This window comes from Pelagicoccus mobilis, from assembly GCF_016595505.1.
Classification (GTDB): Bacteria; Verrucomicrobiota; Verrucomicrobiia; order Opitutales; family Opitutaceae; genus Pelagicoccus; species Pelagicoccus mobilis.
This window is the reverse complement of record NZ_JAENIL010000018.1, coordinates 110,200-129,748: the sequence shown is the minus strand read 5'-3', so window position 1 is coordinate 129,748 and position 19,549 is coordinate 110,200. Positions and strand designations below refer to the sequence as shown.

Sequence of the window (19,549 nt, the reverse complement as noted above, 5' to 3'; positions counted from 1 at the left end):
CCGCTACGAAAAGCGCAAAAGACGCAACACTTTGGAGCGATGGGACAGACTCGTCACCCAGATGGAGAACTTAAGTTGACGCCAATGCGCAATGCGGCGTGGCGGCGAGCGCCAGCCCTACATTAGGTCGGCGAAGATTTCAGTTAAATCGAGCGGATCGCCAACGTCCTTCTGAAGCTTGCGGAACTTGCGGAAGAGTTTTGCTGCGAGATCCTTGTATTCTCCGCCGAGTTGAGCGAGGTCTCGCATTTCTTGGGGGTCTTTGCTTACGTCGAAAAGACGGTAGACTCCGGCAAGTGGATAGAGGATGAGTTTGTGGTCGCCGACGCGGATCATGCGCTGGTAGTCCGCTCTGTAGTTTCCGTAAACCTCGGGGTAATTTGTAGGAGTATTCTCGTTCTCAATAAATGGATTCAAGCTGTTGTAGAAGACGTAGTCCGGCTTCTTGGCTCCCGCGAGCTCGAGAGTCGTTGGCATGACGTCCTGAAGGTAGACGAAGGCATCACGTGTTTCGTTTTTCGGTACCCCGGGGCCTGTGATAATGAGTGGGGGCTTCATGCTGTGCTCGTACATGTTTTGCTTGCCGAGTAAACCATGGTGGCCGTAGGCGAGGCCGTGGTCGGATGTGAAGATGATGTAGGTGTTGTCTGCTTTACCTGTCTTTTCGAGCGCGTCGAGGATACGTCCGATTTGAGCGTCAGTATGTGTGATGCAGGCGTAGTACTCTTGTTTGTGGAGACGAGCGAGTTCATGGGTGCGAGGCCAACCGCCGAGACGCTCGTCGCGGAGGATGCCCTCGTTGTTGTCCGGCACCTCATAATTGCCGATTTCTTGCTTGTAAGGATAATCGGTCAGGAAGTTCGCAGGGACGCGCATCTTCTCGCGAGGGTACATATCGACGTATTCCTTCGGAGCTTGGCGAGGGTCGTGTGGAGAGTTGAATGCGAGGTACATGAAGAACGGCTTGTCGCTCTTCCCTGCGTTTTCCAGGAAGCCTTCAGCATCAGTAGCAAGGACCTCGGACCAGTGCTCGCCCCCTTGCCAGAACCCGCCGAAGGACTTGTCCCATGGAGTCCACGTGTCGTTTTCCTTTGGGCGGTAGTAGCCTTCTGGAGTATCCTTGGGCATCCCGCCGCGAATGTTAGCGCTGTGATCGAAGAGATCCTGAACCTTGGTCTTAACGTGCCACTTGCCGGAGATGTAGGTTTCGTAGCCGGCTTGGCTCATAAGTTGGGACCAGAACTCGCCACGTTGGGCTCGTTCGCCGAGAGTAGGCTCCGCTTCGCCAGCTTGCCAAATACCGAGGCCGGTGTTGAGGCAGGTGCGTGAAGCGATGCAAACGGCACCGTTCCATGCTCCCATATTGTATGTGTTAGAGAAGTAGACCCCGTTTTGGGCGAGACGGTCCAGATTGGGCGTAATGATTTCATCATTACCCAAATGCGCGATTGTCTCGTGGCTTTGATCATCCGTAAAGATGAAGAGGATGTTGGGCTTGCTCTCCTTAGCGTGTGACGTTGCTGCGAGTAGGGCAGCGGTGTTTAAGGCAGCGAATGTCTGAACGCAACGTCGCCAAGATGCTTTGATTCTGATCATATTCATATGAAGGGGTAGGGTCGTGGAAGCTGGAGAAAGCGCGCGTTTCTGGGAGCCAATTTCCCGTGTTCGTTGTTTAGCCTCTCTTTTGCTGCTGAATGGATCCAGAACAAAGACAGTGCTGGTGAAGCATCGCCATTAATTGGTTAGAAATTTCCATCTTCACCGGCCTCCTCCAAGTTAGGGAAACTTGGGGCGGGTAGCTCTAAGGGGGTGTCGGGTAGATGACTGACGTAAGAATTGGGACCTATTTTGAATCGCTTCAATGCGTAAACTGCAGCTAGCTGTAGGAGTGGTTTAATAGTTTACCCGTAAAAAGTATTGGTAAGTGACCCGGCTTTCTGCTCGCTTTCGCGGCTTGAGTTTGGGTTCATTCTCCCCGTTTTTGATGAAAGATTTGATTGAAAGTTCGTGTTCGAAGTTAGACGAGGTTCGCCGTCGCCTTTCTGAGGTTGTGGTGGGCCAGGAGGCCTTGGTGGATCGTTTGCTGCTCGCTTTCTTGTGCAATGGGCATGTTTTGCTGGAAGGGGTTCCAGGGGTGGCGAAGACCTTGGTTGCGACCACGCTCGCAAATTCCCTCAAGGCTGAATTCAGCCGCGTGCAATTCACCCCGGACCTTTTGCCAAGTGACTTGGTGGGCAGCCTTGTTTACGATCCGAAGAAGCACGAGTTTTCAGCGGAGAAGGGGCCTGTCTTTTCCAACATCGTTTTAGCGGACGAGATCAACCGAGCTCCGGCCAAAGTGCAAAGCGCCTTGCTGGAAGCGATGCAGGAAAAGCAGGTTACGCTCGGGAAAGAGACATTTCCTTTGCCATATCCTTTTCTGGTCTTGGCGACTCAGAACCCGATCGAGCAAGAGGGGACTTATGCCCTGCCGGAAGCGCAGGTCGATCGCTTCATGTTTAAGCTCAAGGTTGGGTATCCGAGTATGGACGACGAACACCAGGTGATGAAGCGTATGGCGCGTTCCGCACCGAAGGTGACGGTCGATCCTGTTATCTCGCTCGATGAAATCGTGGAGATGCGAGGGCTTCTAGATGAGATCTACATCGATGATCAGGTTGAGCGCTACATTCTTCGGCTAGTCGATGCGACGCGTAACCCCGGTAGTTACAACCTGGATATCGAGCGCTATGTTCGTTTCGGGGCTTCTCCACGTGCGACGATCAACCTTTCATTAGCGGCAAGAGGTATCGCGATGCTCAAACATCGGGACTATGCGACCCCTGAAGACGTGAAAGAAGTGGCAGTCGATGTTCTCCGACATCGTATGGCGATATCGTATCGAGCGGAAGCGGAAGGCTTGAGTTCGGACGATTTGATCGAACGTATCCTCGCTACTGTACCTATCGTCGTAGAATGACGCCTGACAGCGACAGTCGACTCAATTTGCTAGAGTTGAAATGCCGTCGACCGGTCGAGAATCTTTTGGCCGGTGAGTACCGAAGTGTATTCAAAGGCCGCGGTATCGAGTTCGAGGATGTGCGTGCCTACGAGCCTGGCGATGACGTGCGTTCGATGGACTGGAAGGTGACTGCTCGAACGGGTGTACCGCATATCAAGCGGTACGTTGAAGAACGGGAACAGTATTTCTTTTTGCTCGTTGACCTATCTGCTTCTACCTTGAGCGATTTAGATGGAGGCAAGCGTCGGACCCTCGCTGAAATCTGTTCATTACTCGCATTGGCTGCTCTGAAGAACAATGACCGTGTCGGTCTTATTCTCTTTACCGATCGAGTCGAGCATGTGGTTCCTCCTGGAAAAGGCCGCATGCATGGTATCCGAATAATGGATGCTGTAGATTCTTTTCAGCCAGAGGGAAGTGGAACGAATCTGAATGTGGCCTTAAACACTTTGGGTCATATGGCTCAAAAGCGTTCGGTGGCATTCCTCTTGTCGGATTTCTTGAGCGAAGGATTTGAAGATGAGCTTCGGTCTGCTGCTTATCAGCATGATTTGATCGCTGTCAGCTTGTTGGAGGAACACGAGATCGATGTACCCGCTAGTGGATTGACTCGAGTTGAAGATGCGGAGACCGGGGAGAGTCGTGTGATAGACTTTGCTGGAGCTAAACAAGGGAGTAGCCCTCGAATGGCGGATTTGCGAAAGCTATTGATGGATTGTAGTGTGGATTTGGTGGAAGTGTTATCAGGGGAGGATTGTGTATCCGCGTTGTCTCATTTCTTCAAATCTCGTCAGCGTTTGGTTGCAGACGAAACGGGTGGTTGAATGCGAGTGAACGGATTTAAAGTCACACTTTTGTTTAGCGCTCTTCTTTTCGTGGCGGGCTCTGTTGCTGCTGCGGTTAAGGTAGAATTGGAAGATAAAGATCGTTTTCCGGGGGATTTGTTAGAAATGCGTGTTTCGGTGAGTGAGAGGGAATACGTGCGTAGAGATCTCAATCCGCCACGGCATCCGCACCTTCGATTACTGAGCGAACAGAGCGTTCCCGTATTCGTGAATGAAGAGTCTGAATACGAGCAAGGCTGGATTCTTGTTTATCAAGCTGTTGAACCGGGGGATGCTTCTTTGGGAGGTGGCGTTCTATTTTACGCAGGGAATGAGGATGCCGAGGGAATTGCTATCGAGGAGAAACGGGTTCGGGTTGCGAGCTTCGAAGCGATGCTTGATCACGATGAGGTTGAGCCGCTCATCCCCGAAATGGACCGTAAGGTGCGTTCCGGTCTGAAAGTCTGGATAGCCGGAACTCTTTTGTTAGGGGCGTTTGTCGCAGTGGTGTGGGGAGCTGTTCGGAGTAAGCGGGGGGCTTTCACGAACGAAGGCAGGGATTCCAAAACTCCATCTCTTCATGCCGAGATAGAGAGGATACTTTCACGAAAAACGATTTCTAGGCTCGATGCTCAGTGTTTGGTACGTGAATACAAGATGGATTTGTCTCCCTCTTCTCTGGCTTCGCTTGAGAAGGTTGCGTATTCGAAGAAGGGCGAAACTCAAGCCGTGCTGGCTCAGTTGGAGAAGGAGTTAGCTCGATGAGTTTCGCGTATCCATGGGTATTTCTGCTGCTCCTTTTGTGGGGCTTCACATTCTTGAGGGTAAACCGGGAAAGCGGGATTCGTGTGGCGTCGAACGAGCAATGGAAGTTTCTCGGACGTGGTCGAGCACGACATTTGTGGCTCCTGCGAGTTCTTGAACTCTTGTTTTTTGTCCTACTGGTTGCGGCTATGGCTCGACCGCAGGTTGGTTCCAACTTGTCCGTTGAAGAGGCGGAAGGGATTGCGATCGAGATGCTGGTCGACGTTTCGAGCAGTATGGACCAGAGCCTCGTTGTGCCAGGGGAAGGAAAGAAGACGCGCATGGAGGTGGCCAAGGAATTGGTTGAGCAGTTCATCGCTGGGGATGGCGAGCAATTGATGGGGAGGCCCAACGACTTGATTGGCCTGATCAGTTTTGCTCGCTATGCGGATACACGCAGTCCTCTCACGTTTGGCCACAAGGCTCTGGTGCAAATTGTAAGGGATTTGAAGATACAGGATCGTCCCAACGAAGACGGGACCGCTTATGGCGATGCGCTCGCACTTGCCTGCGCCCGCCTGAAAAACTTGGATGAGCTTAAGAGCGAGAGCGCATCTAGGCGTCTTTCGGAAATCAAGAGTCGGGTGGTTGTCTTGTTGACGGACGGAGAAAACAATTCGGGGAACCACTTGCCGCTCGAGTCGGCTGGTCTTGCGAAAGAGTGGGACAGTCGGATCTATTCGATCAGCTTAGGGGATGCGGAAGGGCTCGGCATTGAGAAGACAGGCTTAGGCGAATCTCCCTTGAGTAGTGCGGAGCAGGTTCTTTCTCGGATTAGCGAGGAGACGGGGGGCTTGTTTCGGAGAGCGAGCGGATATGAGTCATTGAAGTCTGTTTACGCGGAGATCGACGAGCTAGAGCGGACACGGATTGAAACGAGGAGCTTCACGATCGTCTCCGAGATTTTCTGGCTACCGGCGTTGCTGGCGCTTACGTGCCTTGTGATTAGAACCGTCCTTTGGACGACTTGGCTGAGGATCGCGTCATGAGCACATTCGTATTTCAATGGCCAGTGATGTTGACGCTGTTGCTTGGCGTGGCGCCGATGCTGTGGCTGATGCGGCGTGCTAGAGTAAAAAGGATGGAAGTCCGCGACGAGTGGGGGCACGGAAAAATGGCCCCAAAGTCGACGAAGCGAGAGATTTTCTGGATCCTTTGTTTTGTGACGCTGGCAGTTGCATTGGCTCGCCCTAGTTATGATCCGGTACGTCATTCCATTTCCAATACAGGGAGAGACGTGGTTTTTGTGGTAGACGTTTCGCGTTCTATGTTGGCCCGCGATACCTACCCGTCACGTTTGGAGGCAGCGAAGCAGGGAGTTGAGGACTGTTTGGCCACGCTGGGAAGTGAGCAGGTCGGCCTTGTCATCTACGGCGGTAGTTCGTCTATCTCTTGTCCTCTGAGCTCAGACTACGAGTTTGTACGTTACATGCTCTCGCAGGTTCAGCCTCGGAGTGTAGAGTTTGGCGGTACGTTCCTTTTATCGGCTATCGAGAAAGTGGTCGATCAGGTTCTTGATACGGATCGCAAGGGCTTTCAGGATGTGATTGTGCTTACGGACGGAGAAGACCACGCTCCGAATCTGGACAAGGTGGTTGAGCGCGTTCGCGAGAGTGGAGTGAATCTGTTAGTGGTCGGGCTCGGAAACCCTAGTGAAGGAGCTCCGATTCCTCTCGAGAAAGAAGATGGCACTACGACGGCGCTGACTTACGAAGGGGAAACCGTTTATACGCAACAACAGCGAGACGCTCTGGCGTCGCTAGCCGGAAAGAGCGAGGGTAGCGAGTATTTCAACGCCGGGGTGCAGCCTTTCCATTTGGGTGATGTTTACCGGAGGTTTGCGGAGGGGAAACCCACTGCTTCGCTAGATGGAGATTCTGGATACACGGTTTACAAGGAAGGGGCTTTCTGGTTGTTGCCGTTGGCTCTATTGTTCGCGGTGTTAGCGCATCCTAGCTACTGGCGTGGCGCGATGCGTCTTTCTCTGTTGACCCTTTCGGTTCTCTCAATGGATTCGCAGTCTGTTCGGGCACAGGAGCCCGAGTACTCTTTTGACTCCGCGAGCGCGCTTTTGAAGAGTGAGCAATTTGAAGAAGCGAGCCTGGCGTTTCAAAGTTTGCAATTGTCAGGAGGCGCTCCGGATGAGGTCGCTGTGTACTCGTTCAACAAAGGATTGGCCGATTGGCGCCGCTCTCAATCGGTTAAGGATGAGTCGCCGCGTGATGCGTTGTCGATGGCTCTGCAGGCTCGAGAATCGTTTTTGTTGGCGGCCCGTGAACGCCCTGATTTTAGACGAGCTAAGCTACGCTTAAGCAACTTGGCTTCTACGATTGTAGAGTTGAGGAGGGCTGTTGAGGAAGAGGAGGAACGCGAGCAGGAGCAAGATGACCAGATGCAATCGTTGCTGGAGCTTTTGCAGGCTCTGCTTGAAGCCCAGACCGATTTGAGGAACGAATGCGTTCTCGCGGATCCTGGGCGTTCTCAGAAACGGCGTAGCAAGAGCGCGAGCGCGGAAGAGGGAAGCTTGGAGCCGAGCGATGCGGTGGCGCTTTCGAAGAGCTTCTCCGACAGGCAACGTGACTTGACGGCGGAAGGGAAACGAATTGAGGCCTTGATGAAGGATTTGGATGCTTCTCTCTCTGCGAATGCTTCCTCGCAAGGGCCAGTCGTGGATTCTGTCTTGGCGGTTCCTCTCGTTCTTATGGGGCAGGCGATCTCTGCTCAGTTTGATGCTCAAGACTTGCTGGCAGTCTGGGCGAATTGGGCGACAGGGCGATCGCGTCAGGAGACTGCGGAGCAGCGTATTCAGGACATTCTGGATATGTTTGCGTCGAGCGATTCGGAGGAAGGCGATGAAGGCGACTGGGAAGATTATGAGGATTATGAATACGGAGAAGAGGGAGAAGGAATGCCGTCTTCGATGCCGATGGAGGGCGATTTGAAGAAAAATGCACAGATGCAGGCCCTGCCTGTGCCTAATTACTCCGCTGAGGAGATTTTGATGGAAGAAATGGGAAGCCAACAGTTCAGGCAGGAGCAGCGCGCGAAAGCCAATGCAGGAAAGGTTAAGAAGGATTGGTAATGAAGTCCCTGCGTATCCAGTTTATTGTATCTGTTGTAATTTTCTTGTTTGGTCTAGGGAAGCTAGATGCGGAAGATCTAGAGCTTTCGTTCAAGGAGGCTGCTTGGTTTACAGATGAAATCGCGACAGCCTATATCTTCCTTGATGTCGAGGTTGAGCCGGAGATCGAATTACCTGAGAGCGGAGACGAGGTTCGGATATATGATAGGTCGGTTGTAAATCTAGAGGATGACTCTCGCGGGGGCTACGCTGTTGTACTGGAATTTGTGCCAAGACGTGCTGGGGTGCGCACCTTCCCCTCGATCACGGTGAAGGTAGGGGACGCTATTTGGGAGAGTCGCCCAAAGCAGTTTTTAGTGAGCGAAACGATCCAGTCGGATCGGATGAAGCTCGAAGTGATTCCAAACAAGACCTCTGCCTACCAAGGGGAGCCTGTGCGGATCGACTTTCGGTGGACGAGTGATTTGCCGGTCGATCAAATGCGGGCGTTCCGATTGGCCCCTAGCTTTTTCAATGATTCGGGAGTCAAGGTGTTCGTGCCGCGTAGCCAAGTTGATCCCGATGTCCAGTTTGGTCTCCCAGTGGGAGGGCGCCGTGTCATTAGCCATCGAATACAAGATAAAGCGAATGCGCCGGGTAAGTTGGGTATTGTCGAGTTTTCGGTTTGGGTAGCGTTTGAGGAGGCGGGGCGTTTTGAAATTCCTCCGGTTAAGCTGCTTTGTTCGCTTTTGGAGAAGAAGGGGTATGGTTCGCATCAATACGCTTCCTATTTCAATAACAGCCTTTTCGAGCCGGTCGATAGAACAAAGGCTTACCAGAAGCTGGAGACGCGTTCAGATGCGTTTGCGGTTGAAGTAATGCCGTTGAGTGATTCTGGCCGTTTAGAATCATTTAGCGGGCTTTTTTCTCCTGATTCGATTGAGGTGAGCGTGGCTCCGCTCGATCTGAAGCTTGGCCAGTTGATGGAGATTCGTGTCGACGTTAAATCCGAGGTTTGTTCGGAAATGCTAGAGCTTCCACCGATCGCTCTGCAATCAAGTTTGCGGCATCGTTTTTGGGTAGCGGAGGAAATGAGCGAACGCTGGCAGCCGGATGGTCGGAGTTTTGTGGCGAGGGCGCGTCCGTTGACGGTGGAAACCCGTTTTTTTCCAAGTTTGTCATTTCAGGTTTTTGATTCTGGAAAAGGCGAGTTTCGTGTGGTGGAGACGGGTTCGATTCCGCTTCGGGTGGAGAGTGAGGACGGGAGGAGCTATTTTTCGGTAGAGAATTTGCCTGGCGCAAAGCGAGTCGTGGAGGCCAGCACACTAGGTGTTTGGCATAATGAAAAAGGAAGTATTATGAGTGATCTAGGGCATGGATTGATTTCATTCTTTTCAGGCGGAGCCTTGGTTTTTCTGGTTCTCTGTCCTGTCTTGTTTTTTGTATTAACACCGTGGGTACGAGAATTGAGGCGGCGAGTCGAGGATGAGCCGTATGGTAAGCGTCGTGCAGCGTATGCTCGATTTGGGGTGAATGAGGTCACTGTGGAATCATTGAGAGGGTTTGTTGCGGAGTGTTTCGAACGTCCTGCGAGTTCCTTGACGGCGAGAGATGCTGGGGAGTTGTTGCGAGAGAAGGCTTGTGGCAAGGAGGTTGTGGAAGATATCGAAGCTATTCTGCGTACGCCTGACGAGCCTCGCTACTCTGAACGCGGAAGAGCGAGTGCCTCTATGCGTGTTGATGAAAGCAAGCTGCGTTCTTTGGGTAAATCGGTTTACCAAGCGCTGAATCGGGCATTGGTTTTGGCGATCGGAGTTTTGGGGCTCAATTTAGGGCAGGATCTCGAAGCGACAAGTTGGGATGATGCGGAGGCTGCGTTTCAAGTTGCGTTGGAGATTTCGGAATCGGGCGCGGTTTCAAGTGTCATAGAAGAACGTTTTGCCGAAGCGGCGCTTTCGTTCGAGGCTTGCGCGGAGTCGGGGATTCGGGAAGGCGCGTCTTGGTACAATTCAGGCAACGCATGGTTCAAAGCCGGTGAAATTGGACGGGCGATTGCGGCTTATCGAAGGGCTCAGGCGTATCGACCATTCGACGACAAGCTAAGTGAGAGCTTATCGGCGGCCCGCGCTCTGCGGGTAGACGTTTTAGGAACGGGAGAGCAGAAGGCTAGACCGTGGCCTAGCCGTTGGTCGTGGGCCCTGTTTTCTGTGAGTTGGATTGCAGGGTGGCTGCTATTACTGCTTTGGAGGCGGTATCGCCATATCGCTTTGTCAGCTGCAGGGGGAGTCGTTTTGGCTACAGCTGCTGTCGTTGCTCTCCTAGAGGTGGTGGAATGGAGTTCCGGAGCTTCTGAGGGGGTATTGATCGCAGAGGAAACGTTTGGACGGAAGGGACCGGGGTATGCTTATCAATCCGCGTTTTTGGAATCCCTGCATAGCGGGGTTGAGTTTGAAGTGCTGGAAGCTCGCGATGAATGGCTGAGAGTTTCCTTGGGCCCGGACGGAGAATGTTGGCTTCCGGTGGATACGGTTGAGATTCTTTAGAAAGGAAAAAGGCGATGCTCGCGCATCGCCTTCTTAAACGTTTGGGAGAGAGGTCTTACTCTTTTGTTTCGACCCTGTAACGGATGAAGATCATCGTATCGGTTGGCTGTATATTTGGATACTGAACCTTGACGGATTTGGAGTTATCTTCGTTGTCTGTGATTGTGACCGTAAGTGAGGAGTCATCGAGATCGAGCGGGGTCCAAGTATCCAGATCGGTACTGGTTTCGATTTTCCAGTTGTATGCGTCCAGATCGCCGACGCTTTGATCGAACTCTAGATAAAGTTCAAACGCTGAACCGGAGCGCACGACGGAGTAGGTGGCTGGGCGTGGCTGAATGGCTGCGGGTTTCTCTGCAACGGTGATGACTATCGTGGATTCGACGCCGTCTCCAACACCGTTTGTCGGAGTGACGCGCACATCGAATGTGCCGGCTTCGGTCGGGATGCCGGTGATCTTTCGAGTGGTAGAATTGTAGCTAAGACCAGCGGGCAGCGGGTATTCAGCGTCGAACGTAAAGGTTGTAGGATTGTTCGAGGCCGACAGCTGATAGTCATCCATTATGTGGTATTCGGTCAGATTGATGGAAAGTGAGGAACTGATTTGAGGGACATCACCCACGGTGATGGTGAGCTCAAAGGCTTCGCTCGTTCCGTTGGCGTTTGTCGCTTTGAGCTGGACGATATAGATGCCTTCGGAACTGGGTGAGCCGCTAATGAAGCCGGTTTCCGTGTTGATATCTACATCGCCCGGAGGGAGTCCGCTTGCCGAGTAGCTGGTGGGCGTTTCGCTTGCTACAATCTGGTAGGACAGCTGCTCGTTTACCTCTCCTGAAAGTGTTGCGGCGCTCGAAATGACGGGAACGGGACCGGCGGGATCGATTGTGATCGTCAGAGTCGTCTCTGGACCGGTACCGAGGCTATTGTTTGAACTGAGAACGATTGGAAACGTCCCGGAGTCGGTTGGGGTGCCGCTGATGGTATCTCCGCTAACGGTTACTCCAGCTGGCAGTTCTCCTGTCGCGTTGTAGCTCTGCGGATCGTTATCTGCCGTTATGGTGTAGGAGAAGGCTTGGCCAACCGTCCCGGAGTCGAGTGTGGCGCTTGTTATGTTGGGGGTCCCGGAGGCGGCCGTGATCGTGAGTGTGAAATAGAAATTGTTATCTATGATGTCGTCACTTTCGGGATCGGAGTAGGAGAGGGTAATAGTTATGTCATCCCATTCTCCCGCGGCTACTGGATCCCCAATAATCGTTCCTTCGCTTTCACTTATCGCGAATTGGGGGGGGAGTCCATCTGCCGTGTATTTTGTGTCACTCGGTACTTCAATCGATGGAGTTATCTTGAACTCGTAATCAACTCCAACTTGTGCGTCGGGCAGCGCTAGCCTTTGGGCCAGCGCCGCTGCGCAGAGTGAGATTGAAACAGTGATGAAGAGTGCGAACCGAAGCAGTGTGGGGCTGGTTGTTGTCGCTTTGTTCATTTTTGGTGGGGCTAACGTTAAATCCTTAGTTGGTGGTTTAGGTACCTGGTATTATGAGCGTGAACTTTACTTTCTGCTCTATCTCGAGAACCAAGAGTGTCTCGGCTCCTTCGCCGTTGGCGTTGCTTGCAACGACGATTATTTCAAAGGTACCCGAGGCATTTGGAGTACCAGAGATCAAGCCGGTTTCAGCATCTAGAGCTAAACCTGAAGGCAAACCGCTTACTGCGTACGAGGTGGGGTCGTTTGTCGCCTCGATTTGGTATTCGAATGCGGTTCCTACCTTGCCGTCTGCCGTTCGGTCGCTGGTGATCTTTGGTGTATTGGCTGCTGGATACACGGTGATTTCAAGCGGACCAGGATCGCTTCTGCCAGCTTCGTTGCTGGCGAATAGTGCCGCGATATAGACGCCTGGTTTGCTTGGCGTTCCTGAGAGCACGCCAGTATCCGTATTTGCGATCAGCCAAGGAATGGAGTGATCCGCATCGTAAGACGTAGGACTGTTTGTGGCTTCGATTTGGTAATTGAAGACTTGCCCGACTTGAGCGCTTACACGCACGACACTGACTACCTCTGGAGCGGTAGGCGCTGGATCTATTTTGATAGATAGAATGCGTGGGGCTCCTTCACCGGCTTCATTTGTCGCAACAATTGTTGCTTCAAATGTGCCTGCCTCTTCTGGGCTACCTGAGATAATTCCGGTGGCTGTGTTGATGGCTAAGCCACCTGGTAGGCCGACTGCATCAAACTCAGCGCTTGGAGGCAATGGTCGCTCTTCCGGCATATTTGTAGCATCGACTGTGTAAGCGAAGTCTTCTCCCACTGTTCCAGGTGCATGTAGTGAGGAAGTGATTACAGGCGCCTCTAGTGAAGGCTCGATTGTGATGGTGAGTGGTTGAGGGGCGCTAACGCCTGCTTCGTTTGAAACGGAGAGGTGGACAGTCACCGCTACTGGATCAACGGGGGTACCTGAGATAAGCCCTGTTGTCGGGTCGAAATCCAATCCTCGCGGTAGTTCGCCTTCGACTTGGAAACTATCGATCTCTTCCTCAGATGCTGTGATCTGGTATTCGAAGTCATCTCCGACCTTGCCTTCTGCGAGCGGAGCGCTGGTGACGTTTGCGACTTCGGCGCTTGGCAGGATGTAGAGTAGCAGTACTGCTGGCTCGCCGGTACCTGCATTGTTCGATGCCTTAAGTGTGACATGGAACTCGCCGGGCTTTTCAGGTGTTCCTGAAATCAGTCCTGTGTCGCTTGCGATAGACAAGCCAGCTGGGAGATCAGGGCTACTGTAGGCTGTTGGGTCGTTGGTTGCGTGAACCTGGAACTCGAATTCCACGCCGACCTTACCTTTCGCATGAGCCCCTGAGAGGAGAACTGGAGCTTCTGCAGCAGGTAGTACCTCAAGAAGGAGCGCTCTTGGCAGGCTTGATCCGGCGGCGTTCTGAGCTGTCAGTACGATGAGGATTGGCTCATCTGTCGGAGCGGTCGGCTTTCCGGAGATGAGTCCTGTCGTTTCGTTGAGAACGAGGCCGTCCGGGAGTTCGCTTGATTCGAATGAGGTTGGGTTGCCGGAAGCCTTGATCTGATAGACGAACTGTTCTCCAACCTTGCCAAATGCGGTTCCGCTAGAGGTGACGACTGGCATCTCTTGGGATGGACGAATTGCGATTAGGAAGAGAAGGGCGTTCCCTGCTCCTGATTCGTTGGAAGCGAAAATCAAAACCTCGGATAGGCCAGCTTCGCTCGGTGTACCGGCTATGACTCCGTTTGAAGCGTCCAGTTCAAGTCCCGCCGGTAGGTCACCAGAAACACTGTAGGTGCTCGGCGAGTTGTTCGCCTCGATCGTATAGCTAAACGCTTTGCCGACTTCTCCCTTCGCATAGGGGGCGCTGATGATTGTCGGTGCTGCGAGCCCTGGAATGATGTCTAGCACGAGGAGTCGAGCTCGACCCCATCCCGCATCGTTGCGGGCACGTAGGAAGACATCGTGGTAACCGGCGCTTTCAGGAGTTCCCGATATAAGCCCTGTTGAACTGTCGATTGAGAGACCTTCAGGAAGGAATAGGGCGTCGAACTCGAGCGCATCATTACTTGCGGTGGCTTGATAGTCGAACGCGCTGCCTGCAGTACCCATTGCGAACGGGCTGCTGGTGATCTCAGGCGCGTTGAGCGCCGGTGCGACTTTGATGTAGACCTTGAAGTAAGTCGTACCACCTGGGCCATAGGCGAAGAATTCGACGTAGTCGCTAAATACTTCGGTTGGGGTTCCAGAGAGTAGGCCAGTCTCGGTGTCGAGAAGGAGGCCTGCTGGGAATCCACCGCCGTCGCCGGCGAAGCTATAGATGTCCACGTTTCCGCTAACGTTCAATTGGAATTGGAAGCTTTCGCCGACCTTACCCCCAGTGTGTTCGGGGCCTGTGTAGACAGGAGCCTGAGCTGGTCGCTTGATATAGATACCAATGAAAACCTTGCCGTGTCCGTGTTCGTTTTCAGCGATGACGGTCGCTTCATAGTATCCTGGATGTGCTGGTGTTCCGGATACACTTCCGGTGCTTGCGTTTATGCTCATTCCTTCAGGGAGCCCGTGGGCGGAGAACGTATCTGGCGATTCTGTCGCGCTGACTTCGATGGAAAGCGCTTCACCTGCTATTCCTTCTACGAAGAATGGAGCGGAGAGGATTGGGAGGCGAATCTTCTCTTCGATGAAGATGAGGAGCTTTCTGGTCTCGCCTAAGCCAGCTTCGTTTTCTGCGGAAACCTGGACTTCAAAGTCTCCGGATACACTTGGGATTCCAGAGATGAGTCCTGTCTGCTCATCGAGGCTCAAGCCCTCGGGAAGGCCGTCGGCGTAGTAGGCGGATGGGAAGTCGGTTGCGTGCACGTGATAGTAGAATTCCTCATCTTGATGGCCGACCCAGACTTCCGGGCTGATGATCATCGGAGTGAGCATGCCTTCTGCGACACCGATATTGATCGCGAGAGAGGGAAGCTCGCCGTCGTCAACGATGACCCAGACGAAAGAGTAACCTGACTCTGTAGGTGTACCGCTGATACGCCCGGTGCGTTCGTCTATGGTCAGGCCGTTTGGTAGATCCGTTTCAATACCTGCTGGATCGGTTCCGATTACAAAGCTTGATCCGCGAATGAAGCTTGGTAGCTCGAAGTCGACCTCCTTGTTTACTTCTCCGTTTATGTGCAGAGGAATATCATGCGGCATGCTGCCATCGCTGTTGAGGCCGAGCACGTCGATGTAGATGAGACCGTAGCCAGTTCCGACTTCGTTTGTCGCCGAGGCGAGCAGAATATAGAAACCTCCAAACTCGAACTTGCCTTCAAGCAGTAGGCTATCTGGATCGAAACTCAACACACCCGGGACATCGAAGAACTCGATGCTCACTTCGCTTGGCTCGTTTTCGACGGCGAGTTGATGGGTGAAGTGTTCTCCGGGAGCGGTTGTAATGAAGTCGGAACTCACGATGACGGGAGAGCCTTCGACGCCGCTTACAATGATTGGGGCGAAGTGCGTTCGAACGCTGCCGTTTTCGTCGACCTTGACCCAGATCGGGTAGATGCCGGATGCAGTCGGAACGCCAGAGAGTATTCCGAGTTGAGGGTCGAACTCTACCCCAGGAGGCAAGTCGGATGCGGAGCCGTCGGGACCTGTGACGAGTTCGAAGCTGATGTTCTCACCAGAGATTGGTGCTTCGAAGTAGAGACGTTCGCCGACCTTGCCCAAAATTGGTTCTACGTGACCGTCGTCCGGCTCTTCGTGCCCCGGTTCTGGGAAGTCTGGATTTGTGGGGACGGAATCGTGGTTGTAGATTTCGAAGATAATGTGCTCGCGGCGTGTGAAGCCGTATTCGGTGATCTCGAGGAAGACGTCGAAGAAGCCTTCCTTTTCAGGCACGCCTTTGATGATGGCGAAGTCCTCGATGAAGCTGAGGCCCGGTGGAATCGTTGACTCTGTGCCTTCGTCATTAGCGACGAACTTCAATTGGCTTTTGGCCGGATCGATTGGTAGTGGGAAGTGGAGCGCTTCGCCTACGATGCCAAATGCGTAGTGAGGGTGGATTTCTGCTTCGCCTGGGTTGTAGCCGGAGTCGTCCTGCCAAATGTCGACTTCGACGTAGTGGACTCCCAGTCCGTGGTCGTTTTTCGCTGTGAGGAGGATGTCGTAGCGTCCGGCTTCGGAGATGACCCCGCGGATGGAGTTTGAAGCGCTATCGAAGCTTACTCCCTCCGGCGCACGGATGATTTCAATCTCGGCTGGACCGTTAACAATCGGGAGCGTGAGGTCGAAGGACTCTCCGACGCGGCGATGGATGAAGTCCTCGGCTAGAATCTGTGGAGCAGATGCGCTGTCTGCGACAAAGAACCAGAGGGTGAACGTCTCGGTGATCGAATCTCTTGTAATGGAAATTTTGGTACTGAAGAGTCCCGCTTCTGTTGGGGTGCCGGAGATGACTGCATTTTCTTCTGGATCGAGGGAGATCCCATCTGGGAAAGCTTCTCCTTCGATGACGGCGAAGGCGGCTTCCGAATATTCCGATGGTGCTTCAAGACGGAAAGGGACTCCGAGGCGTGCGAAGAACGGCTCAACATCTTCTTCCTCGCTCGTTTCGGGATGAGGATTTTCGGGTGCTGTCGGATCGTCTTCACGCTCGTACTCCGCATCTAGGAAGTGGATACCGTAAGCGATGCCGTCTTCATTTGCTGCCGAGACCAATAGGTCGAAGTCTTCGTCCTTTTCAATCGTCCCAGAGACCACTCCGGTTTCGGCATCGATTTGGGCTCCGTCAGGAAGTCCGATGACATCGTACTTCGTAGGAGAACCGGTGGCCGGGATCTGGAAACGGAATGGGTCGCCTGGCGTGTATTCGCTTTCTGAATAAAAGGATAGGCGTGGCGCGGGGCGTGGATCGCTGACGAGGAAGATCAGGTTGAATTCTTCGTTGAAGTCAGGGCCTTCAATCAGGACTACTTGACGATAGACTCCTGCTTTCGATGGAGATCCGGTTATGGCTAGGTTGTCGGGATCGTAGTTAAGTCCGGTTGGGAGATCCAGCTTCTCGTCTCCATTCGAATCTTTTAGAAACGCTTGTTCACTATCGGTGAGAGGGAACTTGAAAGAAAAGCGAGCTCCTACTTCGGAGAAGAGTACGATGTCGCGGGGCCCTTCGTGGTGGTCGGGCTGGTGGTGTCCATCGTGGTGACCTTCCATATGGAGGATGTCGAAATAGACTGGGATATCACGTGTTTCTGTGGAATCGGTAATGGTGATGGAAGAGGCGTAAAAGCCTGGCTCTTGCGGGTATCCGACGAAAAACGCGTTGTCTTGATCGAGCTCGATTCCGACCGGGATAACCGCGGCGGTACCATCGCTGTAGGTGGTGAGCTCTACTTCAGTCGAGGCGGTGTCGAATGGAAGAGGGAAGGACATGAACTCTCCGACCCAGCCGTGGACCTTAAATTCTTCGCCGTGACCACCGTGGTCGTGGGAGTCGCCAAAAATGTCGAAGAATACAGGATAGAGGATATTCTCTTCGCCTCGAAGCGCGTGGAGGGCAATTTCGTAGTACCCGGGATAGAGCGGTTTGCCGACTAGGGTGCGTGTCTCTGGATTGAACTGGATGCCTTCTGGAAGCCAATCGAACTCCAGGTGAGAGACATCATCTTCAAGGGGAAGCGCGAAGCCTAGCTCTTCGCCCACATTCCCTACGATGTGAATCGCTTCCTCTGTGTATCCGGGATTATGAGACGTGTTGTCGATGAAGTCGAAAATGAAGTGCTCTTCATGCGTGCCATCTTCGCTGGTGAGAAGAAGGGCAAAACCGAAGATGCCCGCTTCTTCTGGGGTTCCGCTGAAGAGGCTCTCAGAGACGTTGAACTCGATCCCTTGAGGGAGTTCGTATGGCGTTCCGTCTGCGCGGGATGCGAAATCGATACCAAAATCTGTTAGATCAAATGGCAGGTGATACTCGATTGGTTCGCCTACGATTCCGAAGATGCGTGGTGTTTCGTGTGGGTGTGGATTCGGATCGGTTGGGTTGCCTGCTGAGTCTCCTTCTTCGCCGAAATGGAAAATGATGGGCATTTCATAGCCGTTTCCGGTTGGATCGAAAACTAAGAGCCCGAAGTCAAAGTCACCAGCTTCCTCAGGGGTGCCAGAGAAGGACACTTCTTCAGCGTTGAATCCGATTCCGAGAGGGAGTTCAAATGGAGTGCCGTCGGGACGAGTTGCGAAGTCGAAGCCTGCACCTGCAATCGCGACTGGGACTTGGAAGTAGAGAGGCTCGCCCACGTTTCCGTGGATGTGTAGCGGCTCTGGATTCACGTGTGTGCCGTCACTTGGACCGATGAGGAAACGGTAATGGACTTCGTAGGATTGGGTTTCATCAGGAATGACGATTACGAAGTCTGACTCACCCTCTTCCTGTGGTACTCCGATGAAGGATGAGGCTTCCACGTTGTAGGAGATGCCAGGAGGAAGCTCGAAGGCAGTGCCGTCTGGACGCGTTCCGAAGTCGATCGCTTCACCTTTGGCGAGAAGGAAGATATTGTAATCAAGCTCAGATCCTACGTTTCCGTGGATGTAGTGTGTTTCCGGTCCGCTAGCGCCGTCGCCTGGATTTCCTACCGCGGTTCCGTCGTCGTGCAAAACGTCGATTTTGACGGGGTGTTCTCCGCTGACTCCAGCTTCTACGAATGAAATTGAGGCGTCGAAGTGGCCAGTCTCGGTAGGTGTGCCAGCGATTGATCGCTTGTCGGCGTCATAGTAGAGCCCAGCGGGGAGGCCATTTACGCCTTGGATCGTGATCTCAGCTGGCGCATCAATTGGAAAGTCGAGGGGGTGTCCGAGGATCGCAGTGATAAAGAGAGTGTCATCTTCCTCGTGCGAACCTGTAGGATCCGTGTGACCTACTCCGGTAGAGTCGTCTGGAATGCCGTCGCCATCCGCGTCGGTTCCGCCTTCTGCCGGCTCGATTTGGAAAAGGTAGTGAACTTCGTAGGACTCGGTTGAGTCGTTTACGAGAAATACGAAATAGTAGTCGCCGTGAGCGGAAGGGGTGCCGATGAATGAGGCTTCTCCTGCTACGAACTCGACGCCTGGAGGCGTTGTGGAGGGGAGGCCTGTTGGGGTCACGCCGAAGTCGTATTCGCTGCTGTAGACGGGGAAGTCTACTTGCCAGTAGAGCTGCTGCCCGACTTTGCCTGGAATGTAGTGAGGTTGGGGGGCATGGTGTTCGTCCTTAGGGTTGGGATTGTGTGGATCTCCAGTGAAATTGTTGGGATCGAATACTTCGAAGCGTGCTGGGATGGACTTGGCCACTCCGGCTTCGGTGAAGGAGACAGTGGACTCCAGGACTCCGATTTGGGTGGGGATTCCTGTGATCGTCTGTGTGGTGGAGTCGTGGACGAGTCCCTCGGGAAGCTCGGCAAACTGGATTCCGGTGATTTCGGATGTCGGATCTAGCGGAAAGTTTAGCTCATAGCCGGCGACCGCGTTGATTAGGAGTTCTTCTTCGGGCGAATCGGGCGTGCCTTGGGCGATGCTGTTTTGAGTGGCGCAGAGGAGCGTGGCTAGGAGAAGCAGAGGTTTCCAGAAGATAGGCAGGCGTTCGCTAAGAAGAGCTGTTCGGGTCATATGAGCTTCGTGTTTGCGGTGCGGAGGTATAGGAGGAGTGCGAAAAGTTCTGGCCGTTTGATGCAGCCTCGTTTTCACGGGTGCATAATCGACTGAATCTTGGCTTCGGAGTTTGATACTCTTCCTAAAGCGAAACCTATTAAACCGACGGCTGTTTATCCGAGATTTACATTGATTAACGAAGC

The 19,549-nt window shown here is 53.2% G+C and carries 9 protein-coding genes; 6 read left to right on the top strand and 3 right to left on the bottom strand.

Annotated features, from left to right (window positions below; translation table 11 throughout):
• Nucleotides 1-117 precede the first annotated feature (117 nt).
• The gene (locus JIN87_RS11465; RefSeq protein ID WP_200355703.1) at nt 118-1,602 is read right to left on the bottom strand and encodes a sulfatase family protein; all 1,485 of its coding nucleotides are present in this window, start codon (nt 1,600-1,602) and stop codon (nt 118-120) included.
• A 382-nt stretch (nt 1,603-1,984) separates the two neighbouring features.
• On the opposite strand from JIN87_RS11465, the gene JIN87_RS11460 reads away from it, so the two are divergent.
• The 6 genes from JIN87_RS11460 to JIN87_RS11435 are packed head-to-tail and all read left to right on the top strand — an operon-like array spanning nt 1,985 to nt 10,233.
• A complete protein-coding gene (locus JIN87_RS11460) occupies nt 1,985-2,959 on the top strand; it encodes an AAA family ATPase (protein ID WP_200355702.1) in 975 nt (324 codons plus the stop codon).
• Nucleotides 2,956-3,825 carry a DUF58 domain-containing protein gene (locus JIN87_RS11455; RefSeq protein ID WP_200355701.1) on the top strand — a complete coding sequence of 290 codons (870 nt, stop codon included), beginning with the start codon at nt 2,956-2,958 and terminating at the stop codon, nt 3,823-3,825. Before JIN87_RS11460 ends, JIN87_RS11455 begins: the two co-directional genes overlap by 4 nt.
• Before the next feature lie 6 nt (nt 3,826-3,831).
• The gene (locus JIN87_RS11450) at nt 3,832-4,590 is read left to right on the top strand and encodes a hypothetical protein (protein ID WP_234033356.1); all 759 of its coding nucleotides are present in this window, start codon (nt 3,832-3,834) and stop codon (nt 4,588-4,590) included.
• Entirely contained in the window at nt 4,587-5,618 is a 1,032-nt protein-coding gene (locus JIN87_RS11445) for a VWA domain-containing protein (protein ID WP_200355699.1), read from the top strand. The genes JIN87_RS11450 and JIN87_RS11445 overlap by 4 nt, the downstream gene beginning before the upstream one ends.
• Nucleotides 5,615-7,711, top strand: a complete 2,097-nt coding sequence (locus JIN87_RS11440) for a vWA domain-containing protein (RefSeq protein ID WP_200355698.1) — start codon at nt 5,615-5,617, stop codon at nt 7,709-7,711. The genes JIN87_RS11445 and JIN87_RS11440 overlap by 4 nt, the downstream gene beginning before the upstream one ends.
• The gene (locus JIN87_RS11435) at nt 7,711-10,233 is read left to right on the top strand and encodes a BatD family protein (RefSeq protein WP_200355697.1); all 2,523 of its coding nucleotides are present in this window, start codon (nt 7,711-7,713) and stop codon (nt 10,231-10,233) included. Before JIN87_RS11440 ends, JIN87_RS11435 begins: the two co-directional genes overlap by 1 nt.
• Before the next feature lie 55 nt (nt 10,234-10,288).
• Here the strand turns inward: JIN87_RS11435 and JIN87_RS11430 are convergent, their stop codons facing one another.
• Nucleotides 10,289-11,716 (bottom strand): putative Ig domain-containing protein, encoded by a 1,428-nt coding sequence (locus JIN87_RS11430; RefSeq protein ID WP_200355696.1) that lies wholly within the window; start codon nt 11,714-11,716, stop codon nt 10,289-10,291.
• A 37-nt stretch (nt 11,717-11,753) separates the two neighbouring features.
• Nucleotides 11,754-19,364, bottom strand: coding sequence for a putative Ig domain-containing protein (locus JIN87_RS11425; protein WP_200355695.1), 7,611 nt, complete (start codon nt 19,362-19,364; stop codon nt 11,754-11,756).
• Nucleotides 19,365-19,549: the final 185 nt, after the last annotated feature.

Bases quoted from the DNA above. Each gene is read 5' to 3' on its own strand.
- JIN87_RS11425 (WP_200355695.1), bottom strand. From the start codon at position 19,364: ATGACCCGAACAGCTCTTCTTAGCGAACGCCTGCCTATCTTCTGGAAA.
- JIN87_RS11460 (WP_200355702.1), top strand. From the start codon at position 1,985: ATGAAAGATTTGATTGAAAGTTCGTGTTCGAAGTTAGACGAGGTTCGC.
- JIN87_RS11440 (WP_200355698.1), top strand. From the start codon at position 5,615: ATGAGCACATTCGTATTTCAATGGCCAGTGATGTTGACGCTGTTGCTT.
- JIN87_RS11455 (WP_200355701.1), top strand. From the start codon at position 2,956: ATGACGCCTGACAGCGACAGTCGACTCAATTTGCTAGAGTTGAAATGC.
- JIN87_RS11430 (WP_200355696.1), bottom strand. From the start codon at position 11,716: ATGAACAAAGCGACAACAACCAGCCCCACACTGCTTCGGTTCGCACTC.
- JIN87_RS11445 (WP_200355699.1), top strand. From the start codon at position 4,587: ATGAGTTTCGCGTATCCATGGGTATTTCTGCTGCTCCTTTTGTGGGGC.
- JIN87_RS11435 (WP_200355697.1), top strand. From the start codon at position 7,711: ATGAAGTCCCTGCGTATCCAGTTTATTGTATCTGTTGTAATTTTCTTG.
- JIN87_RS11465 (WP_200355703.1), bottom strand. From the start codon at position 1,602: ATGAATATGATCAGAATCAAAGCATCTTGGCGACGTTGCGTTCAGACA.